Raw genomic sequence first — 22,102 nt, 5'->3', positions numbered from 1 at the left:
GTCACAAGCCCGTGTGCTGGGCGATGTAGGCTTTCATCGCCTCCACGCTCGGCTGCATGACGACGAAGCGTTGCGGCAGCGACTCGATGTCCTCGAAGCCGGCCGGGCGCTCGGCATCCTGGCCCAGCGCTTCCAGGATGGTCTCGTTGAATTTCGCGGCCAGCGCGGTTTCGAGCACGATCATCGGCACGCCGGGCTGCATGTGTTCGCGCGCGACCTTGATGCCGTCGGCCGTGTGGGTATCGATGGTGATGTCGTAGTCGTCCGCCACGTCGCGGATGGTCGCGAGACGGTCGGCGTGGGTCGATTTGCCGGAGGCGAAACCGTACTGGCCAACCAGCTTCCACTCGTCGCCGTCGCTGCCGGGACCGCCCGACAGGTCGAAGCCGCCATGGGTGTCGACCTTGCGGAACAAGGCATGGGTGCGCTCGGCGTCGCGGCCCACCAGTTCGTACACGAAGCGCTCGAAGTTGGACGCCTTCGAGATGTCCATCGAGGGGCTGCTGGTGTGGAAGGTCTCGGCGGGCTTGCGCACGCGGTACCTGCCTGTACGGAAGAATTCGTCGAGCACGTCGTTCTCGTTGGTGGCGGCAACCAGCTTGTCGATCGGCAGGCCCATCATGCGGGCGATGTGGCCGGCGCAGATATTGCCGAAGTTCCCCGACGGTACGGTGAACGAGACTTTCTGGTCGTTGCTGGTGGTCGCGCCAAGATAGCCCCTGAAGTAGTACACCACCTGGGCCACCACGCGCGCCCAGTTGATCGAGTTGACAGTGCCGATCTTGTGGCGCGCCTTGAAGGACAGGTCGTTGGACACCGCCTTGACCATGTCCTGGCAGTCGTCGAACACGCCTTCGACGGCGATGTTGAAGATGTTCGGGTCCTGCAGGCTGAACATCTGCGCGGTCTGGAAGGCGCTCATCTTCTTGTGCGGGGACAGCATGAACACGCGCACGCCGCGCTTGCCGCGCATCGCATACTCGGCCGCGCTGCCGGTGTCGCCGGAGGTGGCACCAAAAATGTTCAGTTCGTCGTTGTTCTTCGCCAGCGCGTACTCGAACAGGTTGCCGAGCAGCTGCATGGCCATGTCCTTGAAAGCCAGGGTCGGGCCGTTCGACAGGGCCTGCAGCACCAGCTTGCCGCCTGCGCCGTCTTCCAGCACGCGCAGCGGGGTGATGTCGGCGGCGGTTTCGCCTGCGCGTGCGTTGCGATAGACCTCGGGAGTGTAAGTCTTCGCGGTCAGGGCGCGCAGGTCGGCGTCGGGAATGTCGGTGGCGAACTTGCGCAGGATTTCATAGGCGAGTTCGGCGTAGGAGAGCGTGCGCCAGGCGTTCAGTTCCTCGCCTGTGACCTGCGGGTATTCTTCGGGAAGGTACAGACCGCCGTCTGGGGCGAGGCCCGCAAGCAGGATGTCGGAAAAGCGCTGGGGATTGCGTGCTGCGGACGCGCTGGTCGCGCGGGTGGAGACGTAATGCATACGGGTCGGGATCCGGTTGGGGCCAAAGTTGAACTTTTATTATAGCGCCCCAGCGCTTCGTATGCTGTGCTGCAAAAAAAACGGGCCGCGCCCAAGCGCGGCCCCGGGTCCGCCCTGCTTCAGCAGGCCGCGTGATTCACTGTCACCACGTGCACCGCGAGTCCACCCAGCGAAGTCTCCTTGTACTTCACCTGCATGTCCGCGCCGGTCTGGCGCATGGTCTCGATCACGTTGTCCAGACTGACGAAGTGAGTGCCGTCACCCTTCAAGGCCAGCGAGGCCGCGGTGATCGCCTTGATCGCCCCCATGCCGTTGCGCTCGATGCAGGGAATCTGCACCAGCCCGCCGATCGGGTCGCAGGTCATGCCGAGGTGGTGCTCGATGCCGATCTCCGCCGCGTTCTCGATGCGCTCGTTGGAGCCGCCCAGGGCCGCCACCAGGCCGGCCGCCGCCATCGCGCAGGCCACGCCGACCTCGCCCTGGCAGCCGATCTCGGCGCCCGAGATCGAGGCGTTCTTCTTGCACAGCATGCCGATCGCGGCGGACGTGAGCAGGAAATCGCGGATGCCCTTGACCGGGTCGCTCGGGCGGCAGTCCTCGGCGTAGTAGCGCAGCACCGCCGGGATGATGCCGGCCGCGCCGTTGGTCGGGGCGGTGACGACACGGCCGCCGGCCGCGTTTTCTTCGTTGACCGCCATCGCGTACAGGGTCACGTGGTGCGTCGCATCATGCGGCAGCTCGTTGACGCGTTTACCTTCGGTGCAATGCGCCTGCTTCCACAGCTTGGCCGCGCGGCGCTTGACGTTCAGGCCGCCCGGCAACTGGCCTTCGGTGACCAGGCCGTGGGCGATACAGTCGCGCATGGTTTCCCAGATGCGGTCCAGGCCCGCGTCCAGATCACTCTCACTCATGCGCACCAGTTCGTTCGCGCGCAGCATGTGCGGAATCGACAGGCCGTGTTTGCTACCGTGCGCAAGCAGCTCGCTCATGGTGCTGAAGGGGAAAGGCACCTGCCTTGACGCGGGCTCTTCCCCGCGGTTCTGGCTTTCGCCCGCCGCGGTGATGAAGCCGCCGCCCACCGAGTAATAAATGCGCTCGATGATGCTGCCGTCAAGCAGCTTGAGCACGAACTTCATGCCGTTCGGGTGTTCCGGCAAGGTCGACTGCTTGTGCCACACCAGGCCGGTGGCGTACTGGAACGGCACTTCCTTCTCGCCCAGCAGTCTCAAGACACCGTCCATCTCGGCTTCGGCCAGCTTGTCCTCGACGGTATCCGGATCGATGCCTTGCGGCGTCTCGCCCATCAGGCCCAGGATCACGGCCTTGTCGGTCGCGTGGCCGACGCCGGTCAAGGCGAGCGAACCGTACAGGTGCGCCTCGACGCCCACTGCCTGCTCTAGCGAACCGCACTCCAGCAGGAAGCGGCGCGCCGCCACCATCGGTCCCACCGTGTGGGAGCTCGACGGCCCGATACCGATCTTGAACAGATCAAAAACACTCATGTCCATCGTTGTCTCGACTCTTCAGTTTTTTATTATTGTGTTATGGGTGAAGCGACTCAGGCCGTGATGCCCACGTCGATGTTCTTCAGCATGCTCTCGACCATCTCATCCACGCCAATGCGCGCCTTCCAGCCCCAATCGAGGGTGGCGCGGCTGTCGTCCAGGCTCTTCGGCCAGGTATCGGCGATCTGCTGGCGGCTGTCCGGCTTGTAGGCGATCTCGAAACCCGGGACCGCTTTCTGGATGGCGGCGGCCAGTTCGCGCGGGTTGAAGGACACGCCCGCCACATTGTACGAGGAACGGATCGCAACTTTCTCGCTCGGCGCGTCCATCAGCTCGATGGTCGCACGAATCGCGTCCGGCATGTAGATCATCGGCAGCGTGGTTTCCGGCCCCAGGAAGCATTCGTAGGTCTCGCCCTTGAGCGCCGCATGGAAGATGGCGATCGCGTAGTCGGTGGTGCCGCCGCCCGGGGGCGACTTGAAGCTGATGATTCCGGGATAGCGGATCGAACGCACGTCCACGCCGTACTTGCTGTGGTAGTACTCGCACAGGCGCTCGCCGGCCAGCTTGCTGATGCCGTAGATCGTGGTCGGGTCCATGATCGTGTACTGGGCCGTGTTCTCGGCCGGGGTGTTCGGACCGAAGGCGGCGATCGAGGACGGCCAGAACACTTTCAGCGGCTTGCCCGCCTCACCGCGCTCGCGCGCCACTTCCAGGATGTTGAGCAGGCCGTCCATGTTCAAGGTCCAGGCCTTGAGCGGCGCCTTTTCGCCGGTGGCCGACAGCAACGCCGCCAGCTGGTAGACCTGGGTGATGCCTTCCTGCTCGATCAGTCCGGCCAGGCGCTCGCGGTCCAGCACGTCGAGCTGGGTGTAGCGCGCGGCGCCGTAGATGTTGGTGCTGCCGATGTCCGAGGCGATCACATTGTCCAGGCCGTGCTGTTCGGCCAGGGCGGTGACCAGCTCGCTGCCGATCTGGCCGTTGGCGCCGATGATGAGGATGCGTTCCATGTTGTTCCGATCTAGATCTTAGTTATTCTTGAGGATGCCCAGCTCTTTGCCGGCCTGCTCGAAAGCCTTCAGCACGGTGTCGAGCTGCTCGCGGGTGTGCGCGGCCGACAGCTGGACGCGCACGCGCGCCTGGCCCATCGGCACCACCGGGTAGAAGAAGCCCGACAGCAGCACGCCCAGTTCGAACATGCGGGCCGCAAATTTCTGGGCGACCGGCGCCTCGAACAGCATCACCGGCACCACCGGGTGGGTGCCCGGCTTGATGGTGAAGCCGATGCGCTCGATCTCCTTGCGGAAGTAGGCGGTATTCTCATGCAGGCGGTCGCGCAGCTCGGTCGACTTCGAGATACGGTCCAGCACCGCTAGACTAGCGCCGGCGATCATCGGCGCCAGGGTATTCGAGAACAGGTAGGGACGCGACTTCTGGCGCAGGGTCTCGATCACTTCCTTGCGGCCCGAGGTAAAGCCGCCCATCGCGCCGCCCAGGGCCTTGCCCAGGGTGCCGGTGATGATGTCGATCTTGCCGATCACGCCGCAGTGTTCGTGGGTGCCGCGGCCGGTCTTGCCCATGAAGCCCGAGGCGTGCGATTCGTCGATCATGGTCAGGGCGCCGTACTTCTCGGCCAGCTCGACGATCTTGTCCAGCTGGGCGATGGTGCCGTCCATCGAGAACACGCCGTCGGTGACGATGATCTTATGGCGCTTGCCGGCTTCCGTTGCTGCCTGCAGCTGCTTTTCCAGGTCGGCCATGTCGTTGTTGGCGTAGCGGTAGCGCGCGGCCTTGCACAGGCGGACGCCGTCGATGATCGAGGCGTGGTTCAGGGCATCCGAGATGATCGCGTCGTTCTCGTCGAACAGCGGCTCGAACACGCCGCCATTGGCGTCGAAAGCGGCCGCGTACAGGATGGTGTCTTCGGTGCCGAGGAACTCGGACAGCTTCTGCTCCAGTTCCTTGTGCACGGTCTGGGTGCCGCAGATGAAGCGCACCGAGGACAGGCCGTAGCCGTACTTTTCCAGGGCGGCCGCGGCGGCCTGGGAGGTCTGCTCGTCGCCGGACAGGCCCAGGTAGTTGTTGGCGCACATATTGATGAGCGTGCGGCCGTCCTGGGACACCACTTCCGAACCCTGGCGCGAGGCGATCACGCGCTCCGGCTTGAACAGGCCGTCGCTGCGCAGCGTCTCGAGTTTCGATTGCAGGCCGCTATAGAATGCTTGATCGCTCATGGTGTCCCTACTCCCTGGTTTGATCCGGCTTGACCGGTGGTTGGCGAATGTCGTATCGTTGGACCCGTTCGGTTCATGGAACCGAGTTCTGTATGTCGAACGAAAATTCAATATATTGAATCTTACCCCCAGCTAATGAACTTGGCAAGCCAAGCATAAGCATATTCAGGCAGTAATAAGTCAATGAGCAAAACTCTAACAAATAACGCTCCGCCCGAAGTTGGCGCCACGCTACAGCGCCTGCGCCTGGCCCGCGGCCTGACCCTGGAAGACCTGTCGCGCATCGCGGGGGTGTCGAAGTCGATGCTGTCCCAGATCGAGCGCGAAAAGGCCAATCCCACCATCGCCATCACCTGGCGCCTGGCCAATGCCCTGGGCGTGGAGATCGGCGAGCTGCTCTCGTCCGAAGTGCGCTCGGTGGACCTGATCCGCGTGGTCGACGCCCACGAGACCCCCACCCTGCCCGGCGCCCACGCCGGCTATTCGCTGCGCATCCTGGGGCCGATGGACCTGGCGGGCAAGTACGAATGGTACGAGCTGACCCTGGCGCCGGGCGGCGAGATGGCCTCGCAGGCCCACGATCCGGGCACCAAGGAGCACCTGACGGTGATTACCGGGACGGTCGAACTGGAAGTGGGGGCGGAAAAGAAGAAGATCAAGCATGGGGGGACGGCGCGCTATCCGGCCGATCATGACCATGTGATCAGGAATGCGGGGAAGACCGAGGCGAAAGCCTTGCTGGTCGTGGTGCAGCGCTAGACCGGCGTATCAAAACAACAACGGCCGCCGGATCGCTCCGAGCGGCCGTTGTTTTTACAGGTCAAGCGCAGCTTACTTGCTGCCGCCAAGCGCCGTCGGCGCAGCCTCGCCCATCTTCAGTTCACGCGCCAGGAAGCCCCAGCGATCGGCCACTTCCTCGATCTGCTTGGTGGTCGGCTTGCCCGCGCCGTGGCCCGCCTTGGTCTCGATGCGGATCAGGATCGGCGCCGCGCCCGCCTGGGCAGCCTGGGCCGCCGCGGCGTACTTGAAGCTGTGCGCCGGCACCACGCGGTCATCGTGGTCGGCGGTGGTCACCATGGTCGCCGGGTAGCAGGTGCCCGCTTTCAGGTTGTGCAGCGGCGAGTACTTGACCAGGGCCTTGAACTCCTCCGGGTTCTCCGACGAGCCGTAGTCCGAGGTCCAGGCCCAGCCGATGGTGAACTTGTGGAAGCGCAGCATGTCCATCACGCCCACGGCCGGGATCGCCGCGCCGAACAGCTCCGGACGCTGGGTCATCGCCGCGCCCACCAGCAGGCCGCCGTTGGAGCCGCCGCCGATCGCCAGCTTGCTTGGTGAGGTCACCTTGTTGGCAACCAGCCATTCGGCCGCCCCGATGAAGTCGTCGAACACGTTCTGCTTCTGTAGCTTGGTGCCGGCCTGGTGCCAGGCTTCGCCGTATTCGCCGCCGCCGCGCAGGTTGGCCACCACGTAGACGCCGCCCATCTCCATCCAGGCCAGGTTGGCCGGCGAGAAGCCTGGCGTCATCGAGATATTGAAGCCGCCGTAGCCGTACAGGTAGGTCGGGTTCTGGCCGTCCAGCTTGATGCCCTTCTTCGAGACGATGAACATCGGGACCTTGGTGCCGTCCTTGCTGGTGAAGAACTGCTGGCGGGTCTCGTAGTCGGCCGGGTTGAAGTCGACCTTCGGCTGGCGGAACACGGTGCTCTGGCCGGTTTTCAAATTCAGGCGGTAGATCGTGGTCGGCGTGGTGAAGCCGGCGAACGAGTAGAAGGTCTCGGTCTCGCCCCGCTTGCCCGACAGGCCGCCGACGGTACCGATGCCCGGCAGCTTGACTTCGCGCACCAGCTTGCCCTTGAGGTCATGCACGCGCACGACGCTGCGCGCATCCTTCAGGTACTCGAGCACCAGCTGGTTGTTGATGATGTCGGCGCCGGCCAGGGTATCGGCGCTTTCGGCGACGATCTCTTTCCAGTTGTTCTCCGCCGGCTTGCTCACGTCGATCGCGACGATGCGTTTTTTTGGCGCGTTGCGGTCGGTGCTGAAGTAGAACACGCTGCCGATGTTGTCGATGAAGTCGTAGCCGGCGTCGAAGTTGTCGACCAGGTCGACCACCTTGGAATCCGGCTTGGACAGGTCCTTGTACGAGATGCGGTACTTGGGCGCCGTGCCCTTGGTGGTCGTGATGATCAGGTAGCGGCCGTCGTCGGTGGTGTGGCCGCCGAAGCCCCACTCCTTCTGGTCGGGACGGTCGTACACCAGCGTGTCGGCACTCTGAGGGGTGCCGAGACGGTGGTAGTACAGCTTCTGGAAGTAGTTCACGTCGGCCAGCTTGGTCGCTTCCTTCGGCTCGTCGTAGCGGCTGTAGAAGAAGCCCTTGCCGTCCTTGGTCCAGGCGGTGCTGGAGAACTTGACCCACTTGATGTGGTCTTCCAGGTCCTTGCCGGTGTCGACGTCGCGCACGCGGATCTCGTTCCAGTCCGAACCCGATGCGGCGGTGCTGTAGGCCAGCAGCTTGCCGTCCGGGCTGACGGCGGCGCCGGCCAGGGCGACGGTGCCGTCACTCGACATGGTATTCGGGTCGAGCAGCACGCGCGGGGTGTCGGTCAGGCTCTTCTGGGTGTACAGGACCGACTGGTTCTGCAGGCCGTCGTTGCGCGAATAGAAGTAGCGGCCGCCTTCCTTGCCCGGCACGCTGTAGCGCTCGTAGTTCCACAGCTTGGTCAGGCGCTCGCGGATCGCCGCACGCTGCGGGATCTGCGCCAGGTAAGCCTGGGTCACCTTGTTCTGCGCCGTCACCCAGTCCTTGGTTTCAAGGCTGTTCGCGTCCTCGAGCCAGCGGTAGGGATCGGCCACCGTGGTGCCGTGGTAGTTGTCGGTGTGATCGACCTTCTTCGAGACCGGGTAGGTCAGGGAGGGGCCGTTTGCGGGGCAGCTTTGTGCCAGCGCCGTATTGGCGCCGAAGGCCGCGGCCAGCAGGGCGACGAGCGTTGCGTGTCTCAGGGTCATGTCGTTCTCATGTTCGAGTTATTCATGGGGTCGGCTTGCGCCGACGGCCATCATAACGCGAATTGCCGGGCTCGCATATGCGGCCGACCGCGGCAGCGCCTTCCCGCAGCGCTAGCGGGCGATACCCTGCCCGCTCGACCCCTGGCGGGTGGAAGCCTGGCGCGCGGACGACTGCCCCTTCTGCTGGCGGCGCGCGGCCCGGACCCGGGTGGCCAGGGCGCGCGCCCAGGTGCCGCCGGTGCCGGCCAGCCGGCCGGCCACGCTGCCGCGCGAGCGCCGGCCTTCCTGGCCGGCGCCGGCGGCCAACAGCATCCACATGTAGGCGCGCAGCGGGTCGCGCTCGACGCCGCGGCCGCTGTTGACCATGCCGCCCAGGTTGTACTGGGCCAGCGCATGGCCCTGCTCGGCCGCCTGCCGGTACCAGTAGCTGGCCAGGGTGTCGTCGTGCGGCACGCCCTGGCCGTTGGCATACAGGACCCCGAGGTTGTTCTGGGCGCTGGCGTCGCCCTGCTGGGCCGCACGCCGGTACCACTCAGCGGCGCGCGCCTCGTCGCGCGGCACCCCCTCGCCCTTGGCGTACATGACCCCGAGGCTGAACTGGGCATTGGCCGCGCCCTGCTCGGCGGCCTGCAGGTAATAGTCGAGCGCGCGGGCCGGATCGGGCCGGGTGCCGCGCCCCGTGGCATACATGACGCCGGCACAGTACTGGGCCTGCACGTGTCCGCGGGCGGCCGCGCGCAGGAAGCATTCCAGCGCCCGCTCGTCGCCGCCGCTGCCGTGGCCGGCCGCCAGCAGCGTACCGAGCCCGTAGTGCGCCTCGGCGTCGTCCTGCCCGGCTGCCCGCTCGAGCCAGGCAATGGCGCGCGCCGGGTCTTTCGGTACGCCCTGGCCGTTGGCATAGGCCAGGCCGAGGAAGCGCTGCGCCACCGTGATGCCCCCTGCCGCCGCTTCGCGGAACCAGCACACGGCCTGCGCGTCGTCGGCCTCGACGCCGTCACCGCGGCGGTACATCAGCGCGAGGTTGAGCTGGGCCTGGCCGTGCCCCTGGCGCGCGGCCTTGCGGAACCAGGCCATCGCCAGCGGATGGCTGACCGGCGCACCGAGCCCCTGCAGGTAGCATTCGCCCAGCAGGTTCTGGGCGCTGGCCAGGCCCTGCTCCGCAGCCCGGTAGAACCAGCCGAAGGCGAGTTCGTGCGACTGCGGGACGCCGCGACCCTTGCGGAAGAGCTGGCCCAGGTTCTGCTGGGCGGCGGGATCGCCCTGGGCGGCGGCGCGCCCGAACCACAGCGCGGCGAGCTCGTCGCTGCGCGGTCCGCCGCGGCCGTTGCAGTACATGGCACCGAGGTGGTTCTGCGCGGTGGCCAGGCCCTGGCGGGCCGCGCGCTGCATCCATTCGAGCGCGCGTACGTCGTCGCGCTCGACGGCATCGCCGTGCTTGTAGAGCAGGCCGAGGTTGAACTGTGCGTAAGGATCGCCGCGCTCGGCGGCGGGCAGGAACCACTGGAAGACTTCGTGTCCCTCGCGGGCGTCGTTCTGGCGATTCATCCCTACCCCCTTCGGCCTTTCGGGCCGTTCAACAAGGCGGGTTTGGAGAATCACCCGCCGTTGTTAAAATTTTAAGGATAGCGACCCTCGCGTGATTTGCGTCCGCACAATCGTGGGAATGCCACATGCATGCGCGGACGTGGTAGTAAGCGATCGTTACTCGCCTCAGGCGGCGCCGCGCTCGCGCTCGAGGCTGGCGTATTTGTCCAGGAAGACGGGGACCTTGGCGGCGGCCAGCTTGTTCACCGAGACCAGCAGGTCCGGCGCCACTCGCTGCAGGCCATGCGTGCTGCCGAGGTGGCGCGCGGCGTGCAGCAGCACGTGGGCCGCCACCTCCGCGTCGGCCTCGGCCCGGTGGGCCGCCCCTTTGAACTGGATGCCGAGGCGGTTCGAAAGGTTGCCGAGCTTGTAGCTGGGCAGGCCCGGGAACAGGCGGCGCGACAGCTTCAGCGAGCAGACCAGGCCGCAGTGTCCGGTCGGGCGGCCGATGCGCCAGCCCTCGGCCTTCAGGAACTTCTCGTCGAAGCTGGCGTTGTGGGCCGACAGGGTGTCGCCGCCGATGAAGTCGAGCAGCTCGGCCACCACCTTCTGGCTCGGCGGCGCGGTGTCGACCATGTCCTGGGTGATCCCGGTGAGCTGGGTGATGAAGGACGGGATGCGCACGCCGCAGTTCACCAGCGAGACGTAGCGCTCGCGGATCTCGCCGCCGACGATGCGCAGCGCGGCCACTTCGGTGATGCGGTCGCCCATTTCGGGCGACAGGCCGGTGGTCTCGAAGTCGAGCATCACGATCGGGCGTTCAAACACACTCATATTCCGTCCTCCTGTTATCGCTGTTAACCATACTTGCGCAGCGCGTCGAGCGCCAGGCCGGCGCCGATGCTGCCGAACAGGTCGCCCTCGACCTTGCGTGCGCGCGGCACCAGCGCCGCGATCCGTTCGCGCAGCAGCGACACGCCGCTCGAACCGCCGGTAAAGAAGACCGTGTCCACCGCATCGGGTTCCACGCCGGCATCAAGGAACAGGCGCAGCACGGTGGCGCCGACGCTGTCGACCAGCTGGCCGATGGCGGCCTCGAAGCCTTCGCGAGTCACGGTCAGGGTTTCCGGCGGCGCCAGGCGGTCGAGGGCCAATGTGAGCGAGGGGCTGCCGGACAGGCCGATCTTGGCCGCTTCGACCTGGATCGCCAACCAGTGGCCGGCGCGCTCGTCGATCAGCTTCTGCAGGCGCACCAACTTGGCCGGCTCGGCCGCGTCGCGCACCAGGTCGGCCAGCTGGGCGACGCTCTTGCGCGTGTAGGCCTGGTTGATGGTGTGCCAGGTGGCCAGGTTGAAGTAGTAGCTCGACGGGATCGCCGCGCCGGACAGCATGCTGCTGCCGTAACCGAGCAGCGGCATCACGCTCGCCAGGCTCAGGTACTTGTCGAAGTCGGTGCCGCCGATGTGCACGCCGCCGTTGGCGAGGATGTCGTCGCGCCGCTCGGTGCGCCCGGCGCGCGCCGGGCCGAGGCGCACCAGCGAGAAGTCCGAGGTGCCGCCGCCGATGTCGGCGATCAGGACCAGTTCTTCGCGGTCGATCTGGGATTCGTAGTCGAAGGCGGCGGCGATCGGCTCGTACTGGAACGAGATCTCGCGGAAGCCGCTCGACCTGGCCACTTCCTCCAGCGTGTCCTGGGCGCGGCGGTCGGCCTCCGGGTCGTCGTCGATGAAGAAGACCGGACGCCCGAACACGGCGCTGCCGAATTCGCGGCCGGCCTGGCGTTCGGCGCGCCGCTTGACTTCGCCAATGAACTGGCCGAGCAGCGCCTTGAAGGGCAGCGCGCGCCCGCCTACTTCGGTCTGGCCGTCGATCAGGCTGGTGCCGAGCAGGCTTTTCAGGGAGCGCATCAGGCGCCCCTCGTAGCCCTCGAGGTACTCGGCCAGGGCGGCGCGGCCGTAACTCACCTGCTCGTCGTCCGCGTTGAAGAACAGGACCGAAGGCAGGGTCGCCTTGCCGTCTTCCAGGGCCAGCAAGGCGCTGGCGCCGGCCTGGTAGCTGCTGCCGGGGAGCCAGCCGACGGTGGAATTGGAGGTGCCGAAATCAAGGCCGCATGCGAGCGCCATAGGAAGCTTATCAATGGAGGGGGCGGTATGGTAACAGATCTGCGGCGGTTTTCGCCGTCCGGGCGATGCCTTTTTCCGGTCTGTGGCAAACTCGTACACACCCCGTATGTACAGGACGACAGCAGCGACCATGGACCCTGCCCCTGCCGAATGGCTGATGAAGCGCAACTGCTCGATGACGCCGCGCCAGGCGCTGCTCGTCTATGCGCTGCTGTGCACGGCCACGCTCGGCATCGCCCTGGTCTTCACCTGGCGCGGCGCCTGGATGGTGCTCGCTTTCGCCCTGCTCGAGACCGGGGCGCTGGGCGCCGCCCTCCTGCACTACTGCCGCCACGCCCTCGACCACGAGCGCGTCCGCCTGGAGCCTAAGTGCCTGCTGGTCGAGCGTGCCGACGGCGCCAGGCTGTCGACGGTGCAGCTCGACCCTAGCCACGCCCGCGTCAGCCTGCGCGATAGCGGCATGCGCACCCTGGTGCTGATCGAGGCGCGCGGGGTGCACGTCGAGATTGGGCGTTATCTGACGCCCTCGGGACGCCTCGAGCTGGTCCGCGCCCTGCGTAGCGCCCTGCGCGGCGTTTCCCTCCTGTATAGCGCGCCAGGCCGCTCCCTGTAAGCAACTTCTTACACAAGCACGGCAACTGTACCGATTTGGTGCACGCCCGCCGGTGTCCATAATGCTGTTCTTAACTGCGTGACAACAAAACGCATTTTGCAACGCACAACAACAAGGCGTACTGAATACATGAGCAATCTCCAACAGGCTGGCGCCGTCGTGGTTCACGGCGGCGCGGGCGCTCCGACGGAAAACGAAGACGGCTGCGTCCTGGCCGCGCGCCGCGCGCTGGCGCAGCTGGAAGTCAACGGCGACGCGCTGGACGCCGCCATCATCGCGGTCACCACCCTCGAGGACGACGGCCGCTTCAACGCCGGCAGCGGCGCCACGCTGGGGCTGGACGGCGAAACCATCGAGATGGATGCGGCGATCATGGATACCCGCGGCCGCCTCGGCACGGTGGCCTGCGTGCGCGACGTGGCGAACCCGGTCAAGCTGGCGCGCGCCATCGCCGACACCCCGCACGTGATGCTGGCCGGCGAAGGCGCGCAGCGCTTCGCGCGCACCATCGGCCTGCCCGGCGGCGCGCGCATCTCGGAGCGCCAGCGCCTTGAGCACCGCAAGCTGATGCAGGAATTGGCCGGCTCGGTGCCGCTCATGCCCGGCATCGACAACCGCCTGTTCGATCGCTTCTGGAACTACAAGACCCCGCTGCAGCTGCCGAAGTCCTCGGCCTGCGACACCGTCGGCGCCGTGGTGCGCGGGCCGGACGGCCACTTTGCCGTGGCCTGCTCCACCGGCGGCTCGGCGCCCTCCCTGCTGGGCCGGGTGGGCGACAGCCCGATCATCGGTAGCGGCTTCTATGTCGGCTCGCTCGGCGCCATCGCCGCCAGCGGGATCGGCGAACACATCGTGCGCCACCTGCTGGCGCGCACGGTCTACGGCTGGATCGAGCACGGCATGTCGCTCGAGGAGGCGCTCAAGCGCGGCGTCGAGCTGTTCGACAAGGACGTGGATATCGGCCTGATCGGTGTCACCCGCACTGAGGCCGGCGCTTACTGCAACCAGGACATGCCCTATTCGAAGATGACCCAGCGATGAGCGAACAACAACACAAGAACGGCCACCTGGTGATCATCGGCGGCCACGAGGACCGCAAGCGCGAGATGGAAATCCTCAAGCGCTTCGTCGAGCTGTCCGGTGGCGAGGATGCCAACATCGTCGTGATCACCGCGGCCAGCACCGTCGCCGACGAGATGTGGAGCATCTACGACGAAGCTTTCGGTTCCCTGGGCGTGGAAAAACGCCGCCACCTGGAGGTGACCAGCCGCCAGGACGCCAACAGCGAGGAATTCGTGCGCCAGGTGGATGAAGCCACCGGCATCTTCATGACCGGCGGCGACCAGAAGCGCCTGCTGGCCCTGCTCGGCGGCAGCGCCCTGGACGCCGCGATGCACGTCGCGCTCAAGGTTCGCGGCGCGACCATCGGCGGCACCAGCGCCGGCGCCTCGGCCATGTCCGGCCACATGCTGGCTACCGGGCGCGTCGAACTCCATCCCGAGAAGGGATCGGTCAGCCTCGGCGCCGGACTCGGCTTCCTGCACCGGGTGGTGATCGACCAGCACTTCTCGGAGCGCCAGCGGCTCTCGCGCCTGCTCAGCGTGGTGGCCCAGAATCCTTACCTGCAGGGCATCGGCATCGACGAGGACACCGCGCTGGTGGTCGACATCGGCGTCGGCATCGAGGTGCTGGGCCAGGGCGCCGTCACCATCGTCGACGGCCGCACCATGATCACCAACGTGGCCGACATCAAGGACCGCGACACCCCGGAGCTGATCGACGTGCGCCTGCACCTGCTGCCGGCGGGCAGCAGCTACCGCTTGCCGGCCGCGGACAGCGAAGGCGGCCGAGGCCTGCCGCCCCCGCTGCTCGATTTTTTGGAAAATGTAACGAAACGGAACCCGCTTTCATGAAAATCAGAGAAAAACGAATGCTGCGCGGTCCCAACCTGTACGCCGCCAGCCCCTGCCTGATGGCAGTCATCGACGACGGTTTCACCAAGGCCCCGGGCTTCGCGGCGCGCCTGTTCGAGCTGCTGCCGGCCCTGCCGCCGGACGCCGCCGTGCGCCTGGCCGACGACGCCCTGCTGGTCGAGGCGATCGAGCCGGTGCTCAATGAACTGCAGCGCCTGACCGGTGCTCCCGGCACCTTTGGCGCGACCCTGGCGGTGGCCGGCGCCCCGCGCACCCGCCGGGTCGTCTGCGGCTACCAAACCGAACAGGTGGCCGAGGCGGCCCTGCGCGTGGCGCTGGACCTGGTCCATGCGGCCGCCGAAGACCGCGACTATGACCTGCCCAAGGCGCTGGACGCACTGCGCGAGATTGCGGAAGACTATGCGATCGGCACCAGCACCAATGCCGTGGTGCAGGCGGCGCTGCGGCGCGGCATTCCTGCCCTGCGCCTGACCGATGAAGCCAACCTGTTCCAGCTCGGCTGGGGCAGTCGCCAGAAGCGCCTGCAGGCCACCATCACCGGCGCCACCAATTCGATCGCAGTCGGCATCGCCAGCGACAAGCAGCTGACCAAGGCCCTGCTGGACGTGGCCGGCGTCCCGGTCCCGGCAGGCAGCACCGTCTCGACCGAGGAGGAAGCGCTGCGCGCCGCGCGGCGCCTGTTTGGCCCGGCGACGGTCAAGCCGCTCGACGGCAACCAGGGCAAGGGCGTGACCACCAACTGCGCCACGCCGGAGGAAGTCGCGCGCGCCTTTGCCCACGCGCGCAAGTACGGCCGCAAGATCATCGTCGAAGAGCATCTAGTGGGACGCGACTACCGCGTCCTGGTCACCGGCCGCAAGGTGGCTGCAGCCTCCTGGCGCCGTCCGCCCTGCGTGGTGGGCGACGGCCACTCGACGATCCGCGAACTGGTCGAGATCGAGAACCGCAACCCGGCGCGCGGCGAAGGCCACACCAACATCCTGACCAAGATCCCGATGGATGCGCTGGCCGAGGAAACCCTGGCCAAGCAGGGCTATGCATTCGACACCGTGCTGGCCAGCGGCGTGACGGCCGACCTGCGCGGCAACGCCAACCTGTCCACCGGCGGCACCGCCGAGGACGTGACCGACCTGCTGCCGGAAGAAACGCGCGACATCTGCATCCGCGCCGCCCGCACCATCGGCCTGGACATCGCCGGCATCGACATCGTGTGCCAGGATATCGCCCGCCCCCTGCGCGAGCAGAAAGGCGGCATCATCGAGGTCAACGCGGCGCCCGGCATCCGCATGCACCAGTATCCGAGCCGCGGCACCCCGCGCGACGCCGGCGCCGCCATCGTCGACGCCCTGTTCGGCGAATGCGACGGCCGCATTCCGACCGTGGCCATCACCGGCACCAACGGCAAGACCACCACCTCGCTCCTGATCGCCCATGCGGTGCGCCAGACCGGCCTGCGCACCGGCGTGACCACCACCGAGGGCGTGTACGTCGACGGCGTGCTCACCACGAAAGGCGACTGCACCGGCTACCGCTCGGCGCGCAGCGTCCTCTCCAGCCCGGAAGTCGACTTCGCGGTGCTCGAGACGGCGCGCGGCGGCATCCTCAAGCGCGGCCTGGCCTATGACCGCGTCGACGTCTCGGTGGTGCTGAACGTCTCCAGCGACCACCTGGGCCTGGACGGCGTCGAGACCCTCGACGATCTGGCCAAGGTGAAGGCGGTGGTGGCCCAGCGCGCCTCGCGCGCGGTGGTGCTCAATGCCGAGGACGACTACTGCGTGGCGATGGCGGGCGAGCTGCGCGACAGCGTCGAAGTGATCTACTTCTCGCTCGACGCCGACAACCCGGTCCTGCTGCGCCACCTGGAAAACGGCGGGCGTGCGGTCTACCTGCAGGACCAGACCCTGGTGCTGGCCAACGGCGCACGCCACGAGGCACTGGTCGATGCGCGCCAGATGCCGGTCTCGCTGGGCGGGGCAGCGCGCTACAACATCGCGAATGCCCTCGCGGCGGCGGCGGCCCTCACCGCCCACGGCTTCGGCAACCTCGAGATCGCCGAGGGCCTGCGCAGCTTCGTCTCGGACGCCAAGCACAACCCCATGCGCTCGAACGTGTTCGACGTCGATGGCGTGACCGTGATCGTCGACTACGCCCACAACTGCGCCGCCTACGCCGCGCTGGCCGAAAGCGCGCGCGCCCTGAGCGCCGGCCGCCTGGTCGGCGTGGTGGCCGCGCCGGGCGACCGCCGCGACGCCGACCTGGTCGACATCGGACGCACCTGTGCGGCCGGCTTCGACGACCTGGTGGTGTACGAGACCGAGAACCGCGGCCGCGCCGATGGCGAAACCGCCGCCCTGCTGGTGCGCGGCGCGAAATTGGGCAATCTGGCCGACGATTCGCTCAGCGTGGTACTGCCCTCGCACCAGGCGATCCGCCATGGCCTGTCGCTGTGCCAGCCGGGCGACGTGCTGGTCTTCGGCTGCGGCACCACGCTGTCGGAACTGACCGATGCCCTGCGTCCGGACAAGCCGGAACTGGCGCGCAGGATCGAGGCGGAAGCGATCTGACTCCCGCGCCCCCGAGTCCACGCAAAACGCCCCTGTACGGGGCGTTTTGCTTAAGCATTACTTAAACTGATAAATCCTTGGCCATGAATGCGCCAAACTTTTGCAATTAGTTACAAATTGCTATTTTAATGCGTGCATTCAACTGTTACCTTGCTCATCCGTAACCCGGCCCGCTCCTCACGACAGCGGACCGGCTCGAATTCGGAAGGAAAAGGTATGCAGAAAGTGTTGGCCGTTCTCTTCGCAGGCATGGCATTCGCCGGCGCCGTCCAGGCTGCCGAGCCGGTGCGCGCCGGCGCGGGGCAAGCCTATGCCGGCGTGGCGGTGTCCGGCGTCGACTACGTCGGCGCGGCGACCAAGGCCAGCCCGAAGGTCTTCGGCGGCTACCAGTTCGGCAAGCGCCTGGCGGTCGAAGGCGGCGCCGTCGACCTGAAGAACGGCTATGGCATGTACATTGCCGTCAAGCCCAGCATCCCGCTGACCGAGAAACTGAGCGCCTACGGCAAGGTGGGCGTGGCCCAGACCCGCCGCCCGGCCCTGCCGCCGCCGGCCCCAGGCGCGCTCGGCAAGAAGACCGACACCGGCGCCTATGGCGCCTTCGGCCTGCAGTACTCGATTACCCCGAACGCCGCCGTCACGCTCGAGTACGAGCGCCTGCCCATGCGAAAGCCGGACGTCCTCAAGCCCAACGTCTGGACCCTGGCGCTGCAGTTCTTCTTCTGACCTGACAACCCGGGGTCAGGTCTGACATTCGGACACGAGCTCGAGCGTTACCGAGGTGTATTGCTCAGGCCGTGTCTCAATGTCAGACCTGACCCCAACAAAAAAGCGGCCCGCAGGCCGCTGTTTCGTTGGCGCGGGTCTCAAACCTGCGCCGCCACCAGGTCCGCGCTCTCCGGATCATTGACCCGCAAGGCATCCACGAACACCTGCAGCGAGGAGCCGCAGGCGAACACCAGCACGTCGCCGGGACGGCACAGGCTCAGGCCGTGGCGGATCGCCTCACCCACCTCGATCACCCGGTGCAGCGTGTCGCTTATGCCGGCGGCTTCTTCCGCGCCGTCGAGGATCAGGTCCACCGCCTCGCCCACCGCGCGCCCGCGGTTTTGCGACTCGTACACCACCAGCTCGTCGAAGCGCGCGCCGCACACCCGGCCGACCTCGCGCAGGTCCTCGTCGCGGCGGTCGCCCGGGGCGGTGACGATGCCCACCAGCTGTCCCGGCAGCAGGGCGCGCGCCATCTCGGCCATCGCCTTGTAGGCCGCCGGGTTGTGCGCGTAGTCGACGATCACGGTCACGCCGCGGATGTCGAACATATTGGTGCGCAGCGGATTGGTGCGGCCGTTCGACACGAAAGTAGACAGGCCGGTGGCGATCTGCAGGTTGCTGAAGCCGGAAGCCATCAGGGCCGCCGCCGCTGCCAGGCTGTTGGCGATGTTGAAACGGGCGCGCCCGCCGAAGGCCAACGGCATGCTTTCGACCCGCACCAGTTCCTGGTGCAGGTTGCCGTCGGCGACCACCACCGCGTTGTCCTGCAGGTAGACGCCGCGGCCGCCGTCTTCCAGGTGCTGCAGGAACACCGGATTCTCGGGGTCCATCGAGAAGTAGACGATCTCCGCTTCCGGCTTGGCGCGGCGTCCCATCGCCACGCACAGCGGGTCTTCCGCGTTCAACACCACGGCGCGCGAGGCCGAGGTGGCGACGACCGCCTTGACCTGGGCCAGGTCTTCCACGGTATCGACGCCATCCAGGCCGAGGTGGTCGGCGGCGATGTTCAGCACCACGCCGACGTCGCAGCGATCGAAGGCCAGGCCGCGCTTGAGGATGCCGCCGCGCGCCGTCTCCAGCACCGCCACCTCGACGTCGGGCGAGCCGAGCACGGTGCGCGCCGACCAGTAGCCGGTGCAGTCGCCCTTTGCCACCTGCTTGCCGTCGATGAAGACGCCTTCGGTGGTGGTCACGCCGGTCACCTTGCCCGCCAGGCGCACCGTGTGGGCGATCAGGAGCGTGGTGGTGGTCTTGCCGTTGGTGCCGGTCACGGCGATCAGCGGGATGCGGCCGTCGGAGCCGCCCATCAGCCCCTGCACGATGGCGTCGCCGGCGTCGCGCGGCTCGCCCGCGCTCGGGTACTGGTGCATGCGGATGCCGGGCGCGGCGTTGACCTCAATGACGGCGCCGCGCTGGGCCTCGAGCGGCAGCGCGATGTCGCGGCAGACAATGTCGATGCCGGCCACGTCCAGGCCGATCTTGGCGGCGGCCCTGACGCACAGCAGGCGCGTCGATTCCGGCAGCAGGCTTGTTACGTCCTCGGCGGTGCCGCCGGTGGACAGGTTGGCGTTGCCGCGCAGTTCGGCCGTGACGCCGACCGGCAGCACGCTGTCGAAGTCGAAGCCTTGCTTGCGCAGGATGTCGGCTGCATGGTCGTCGAGCGCGATCCTGGTCAGGATGTTGGTGTGGCCGGAGCCGCGCGCCGGGTTCTCGTTCTCGCGCTCGACCAGTTCGCGCACGGTGGCGAGGCCGTCGCCGACCACGTGGGCCGGACGGCGCATCGAGGCTGCCGCCACCTGGCCGCCGGCGACCAGCACGCGGTAGTCGCGGCCTTCGACGAAGCGCTCGACGATGATGCGGCGGCCGTACTGGCGCGCGAACTCGAAGGCGCGGCTCACCTGCTCGTCGTCGCGGCAGTCGACCGTGACGCCCTTGCCCTGGTTGCCATCGAGCGGCTTGAGCGTGACCGGCGCCCGCATGCGCGCGGCGGCCCGGCAGGCATCCTCGGCGGAGGTGACCACCGAACCTTCTGGCACCGGCACGCCCGCTTCCTTGAGCAGGGTCTTGGTGAGCTGCTTGTCGCTGGCGATCTTCACCGCGATGAAGCTGGTGTCGCCGGTGGTGGTGGCCTGCAGGCGCTTCTGCTTGACGCCCCAGCCCAGCAGGAACAGGTTGGCGTCCTCGGTAATGCGCTGGGTCGGTATGCCGCGCTCGTGCGCCGCCGCCAGCACCGCCGCAGTGCTGGTGCCGATGGCGTGGCGCGCGGCGACCGAGCGCAGCTCGTCCAGGCGCGGGGCCAGGTCGAAGTCTTCCTCGTTACCAAACGCGGTGACCAGGTCCACCGCCAGCTGGAACGCGGGCTGCACCAGCTTCTCGGACTGGTAAGCACAGACGATCCGGAATACGCCGGGACGGCCGGCAACCGGGCGCGTGCGCCCGTAGCTGGCCGGCGACGTCGACTCGCCTGCGGCCAGTGTCTGCAGCTCGAGCGTCACCTGCTCGATCACGCGGCCGAGGTAGGTGCCTTCACGCAGGCGCTGGGCGAAGCCGCCGCGCTGGCCGATCGGCAGGATCTGTCTGGCGAGCGAAGGCAGCGCGCCCAGCAGGGCGTCGTTGAAGCCTGGGATGTCTTTCGAGGAGATGCCATACAGGTCCTGCAGGTCGATCACGCTCAGCAGGCAGGGAGAGTCGGCGTGGACGTTGGGTCCACGCAGGAAGCGCTGTTCCAGGATTTGCACGAATAGATCCTTGTAATAATTATTGAGCGCGCCGGCTGTGGCCGGCGCGCGGGAATTCCGGTGGCGGCGGCCTCAAGCGTCGAACAGCCGCGTGTACATGCGGGTAGCCATCAGGCCGGCCGCCGTGTGGTGGACCTCGGGCGACATCAGGGCGCCCAGCAGTTCCATCGCTTCCTGCTTGCCGGCAGCCCCGGCCACCTTCTCCTCGAGCAGGCGCAGTTCGTTGTCCGGCGCTTCCAGGCGTGGATGGCGGCGGATCAGGCCCCGTTCCGGGAAATGCGCGCTGCGGTCCGCGTGCTCGCCGAGGTTGTCCAGGGTGCGCTGGCGTGCGCGCCAGGTGAGCAGGCGCGGTCCTTCGGCGCGCTCGCCGCCCGGGGCCGACTGGATCCAGTCGCGCAGCACCTGCTGTTCATAGGCGTTGAAAACGCCGAACATCTCGGCCTTCTCGCCGTGCACCAGGCGCCAGAAGCGGCTGTGCTCTGCCTCTTCGCCACGCTTGATCCAGCCGGCCTTTTCCAGCGCCGCCAGGAAGTCGGGGATCTGCGATGGCGTGGCCAGCCAGTCGTTGACCGAGCGGCCGGCGACGCGGCAGTAATCCGAGTGCATGTTCTTGCCGACGCCGCTCTTGGCGGCAAGGATGTTCACCAGTTCGGCCTGCAGGTCGAACTCGGCGATGCAGGAGGTGGTGCTGGCGCCGATGTCGTTCAGGCAGTAGCCGTCCAGCACGCGGCGATAGAAGGCTTCGCGGTCGCCCACGCGCGGCATCAGCTGCGTCAGGGCCTGCACCGCCTTCTGGGCATGGCCGCTGGCGGCATTGTCGACGGTGACGTGCAGCGTGAAGTAATACGGGTCGATGCCGAATTCGTTCAGCTCGTACGAGGTGATGAGCAGGTGCAGCGGCAGCTGCTCGTAGCCGAGGTTGTAGCCGATGACCTCGGGCAGGAAGTGCTCGGTATTGTGGCCGAGCGCGAGCTGGATCGCGCCCTGCACGAAGTGATCCTCATCCAGGTGTTCCCAGCCCTCGCAGCCGTGGGTGGCCAGCAGCTTGCGGTAGATGGTGACGTGGTTCTTGCTTGGTGCACCCTCGCCCAGCTCTTCCAGGTAGGTCTTGATCAGCTCGTGGTAGGCCGGGTTGTCCCAGTGCTTGAGCAGGCCGTAGAGCCAGGCGCCGTCGACCAGCTTGGTCGGGGCCACCGCCTTGATGAAGTACAGGGCGTGCGCGCGGCATGAAAAATAGCGGCGCGGCGCGCCGTTCTTGCGCGCGGCCAGGTACTCGCGGTACTGGGCGCCGACGGCATCGGTGCGCTCCTCGACCCAGGCCGGCAGCTCGGCGATGGTCGACGGCAGGTCGGCCGGCAGCGCCTGCACGGCGGCGACCTGGTCGGCGACATAGGCACGCGCCTCGTCCAGATGTGCTTGCGGATTCTGGTACAGCGAAAAGTACAGCGGCTTCGCGCGTTCCCGGGTGGCGGGAACGCGGCTTACTGCGACATCGGTAGTCTCTGCTAACAGCATCGAATTCATGGTCTCGGATGGCATTGTTGGTCTCTTGGGACGATTGCAACATTATCCGGCCTGGGCCATGTACACAGAATCGGTAGCGGCGCTGTGAATGT

At 67.0% G+C, this 22,102-nt stretch carries 16 protein-coding genes; 6 read left to right on the top strand and 10 right to left on the bottom strand.

Going from position 1 to position 22,102, the window contains the following annotated elements; all coding sequences use genetic code 11:
* Position 1: 1 nt before the first annotated feature.
* The 4 genes from thrC to FG94_RS01580 all read right to left on the bottom strand — a co-directional run bounded on the left by thrC (position 2) and on the right by FG94_RS01580 (position 5,216).
* A complete protein-coding gene (thrC, locus tag FG94_RS01595; RefSeq protein WP_036206099.1) occupies positions 2-1,477 on the bottom strand; it encodes a threonine synthase in 1,476 nt (491 codons plus the stop codon).
* Positions 1,478-1,596: 119 nt separating this feature from the next.
* Positions 1,597-2,985 (bottom strand): L-serine ammonia-lyase, encoded by a 1,389-nt coding sequence (locus FG94_RS01590; RefSeq protein WP_036206096.1) that lies wholly within the window; start codon positions 2,983-2,985, stop codon positions 1,597-1,599.
* A gap of 50 nt (positions 2,986-3,035) precedes the next feature.
* Positions 3,036-3,992 carry an NAD-dependent epimerase/dehydratase family protein gene (locus FG94_RS01585; RefSeq protein WP_036206093.1) on the bottom strand — a complete coding sequence of 319 codons (957 nt, stop codon included), beginning with the start codon at positions 3,990-3,992 and terminating at the stop codon, positions 3,036-3,038.
* An 18-nt stretch (positions 3,993-4,010) separates the two neighbouring features.
* Entirely contained in the window at positions 4,011-5,216 is a 1,206-nt protein-coding gene (locus FG94_RS01580) for a glycine C-acetyltransferase (protein ID WP_036206089.1), read from the bottom strand.
* A 183-nt stretch (positions 5,217-5,399) separates the two neighbouring features.
* Here FG94_RS01580 and FG94_RS01575 point away from each other — a divergent pair, with 183 nt between their 5' ends.
* Positions 5,400-5,975, top strand: a complete 576-nt coding sequence (locus FG94_RS01575) for a helix-turn-helix domain-containing protein (RefSeq protein ID WP_036206087.1) — start codon at positions 5,400-5,402, stop codon at positions 5,973-5,975.
* A gap of 72 nt (positions 5,976-6,047) precedes the next feature.
* Here FG94_RS01575 and FG94_RS01570 read toward each other — a convergent pair whose 3' ends face one another.
* The 4 genes from FG94_RS01570 to FG94_RS01555 form a co-directional block, all read right to left on the bottom strand.
* Positions 6,048-8,222, bottom strand: coding sequence for a prolyl oligopeptidase family protein (locus FG94_RS01570; protein ID WP_081925719.1), 2,175 nt, complete (start codon positions 8,220-8,222; stop codon positions 6,048-6,050).
* 111 nt (positions 8,223-8,333) lie between these two features.
* Positions 8,334-9,767 (bottom strand): tetratricopeptide repeat protein, encoded by a 1,434-nt coding sequence (locus tag FG94_RS01565; protein WP_051995986.1) that lies wholly within the window; start codon positions 9,765-9,767, stop codon positions 8,334-8,336.
* Between the two features lie 165 nt (positions 9,768-9,932).
* Positions 9,933-10,580: a PolC-type DNA polymerase III gene (locus FG94_RS01560; protein WP_200879924.1), complete on the bottom strand. Its 648-nt coding sequence runs from the start codon at positions 10,578-10,580 to the stop codon at positions 9,933-9,935.
* Positions 10,581-10,603: 23 nt separating this feature from the next.
* The gene (locus FG94_RS01555; protein ID WP_036206086.1) at positions 10,604-11,869 is read right to left on the bottom strand and encodes an Hsp70 family protein; all 1,266 of its coding nucleotides are present in this window, start codon (positions 11,867-11,869) and stop codon (positions 10,604-10,606) included.
* 130 nt (positions 11,870-11,999) lie between these two features.
* Between FG94_RS01555 and FG94_RS01550 the strand changes: the two genes are divergently transcribed.
* The 5 genes from FG94_RS01550 (at position 12,000) to FG94_RS01530 (ending at position 17,703) form a co-directional block, all read left to right on the top strand.
* Positions 12,000-12,482, top strand: a complete 483-nt coding sequence (locus FG94_RS01550; protein WP_051995984.1) for a DUF2244 domain-containing protein — start codon at positions 12,000-12,002, stop codon at positions 12,480-12,482.
* 129 nt (positions 12,483-12,611) lie between these two features.
* Positions 12,612-13,523, top strand: a complete 912-nt coding sequence (locus FG94_RS01545) for an isoaspartyl peptidase/L-asparaginase (protein ID WP_036206083.1) — start codon at positions 12,612-12,614, stop codon at positions 13,521-13,523.
* On the top strand, positions 13,520-14,395 hold the full coding sequence (locus FG94_RS01540; RefSeq protein WP_036206080.1) for a cyanophycinase: 876 nt from the start codon (positions 13,520-13,522) through the stop codon (positions 14,393-14,395). Before FG94_RS01545 ends, FG94_RS01540 begins: the two co-directional genes overlap by 4 nt.
* Positions 14,392-16,980, top strand: a complete 2,589-nt coding sequence (gene cphA / locus FG94_RS01535; RefSeq protein ID WP_036206076.1) for a cyanophycin synthetase — start codon at positions 14,392-14,394, stop codon at positions 16,978-16,980. The genes FG94_RS01540 and cphA (FG94_RS01535) overlap by 4 nt, the downstream gene beginning before the upstream one ends.
* Before the next feature lie 216 nt (positions 16,981-17,196).
* Positions 17,197-17,703, top strand: coding sequence for an outer membrane beta-barrel protein (locus tag FG94_RS01530; RefSeq protein WP_036206074.1), 507 nt, complete (start codon positions 17,197-17,199; stop codon positions 17,701-17,703).
* Between the two features lie 140 nt (positions 17,704-17,843).
* Here FG94_RS01530 and cphA (FG94_RS01525) read toward each other — a convergent pair whose 3' ends face one another.
* Together cphA (FG94_RS01525) and FG94_RS01520 are read right to left on the bottom strand one after the other, a co-directional pair.
* Positions 17,844-20,486 carry a cyanophycin synthetase gene (gene cphA, locus FG94_RS01525; protein WP_036206072.1) on the bottom strand — a complete coding sequence of 881 codons (2,643 nt, stop codon included), beginning with the start codon at positions 20,484-20,486 and terminating at the stop codon, positions 17,844-17,846.
* A gap of 72 nt (positions 20,487-20,558) precedes the next feature.
* Positions 20,559-22,025: an iron-containing redox enzyme family protein gene (locus FG94_RS01520; protein ID WP_229445811.1), complete on the bottom strand. Its 1,467-nt coding sequence runs from the start codon at positions 22,023-22,025 to the stop codon at positions 20,559-20,561.
* Positions 22,026-22,102: the final 77 nt, after the last annotated feature.

This window comes from Massilia sp. LC238 (genome assembly GCF_000735635.1).
GTDB lineage: Bacteria > Pseudomonadota > Gammaproteobacteria > Burkholderiales > Burkholderiaceae_D > Telluria > Telluria varians.
This window is presented reverse-complemented; position numbering and strand designations above follow the sequence as displayed.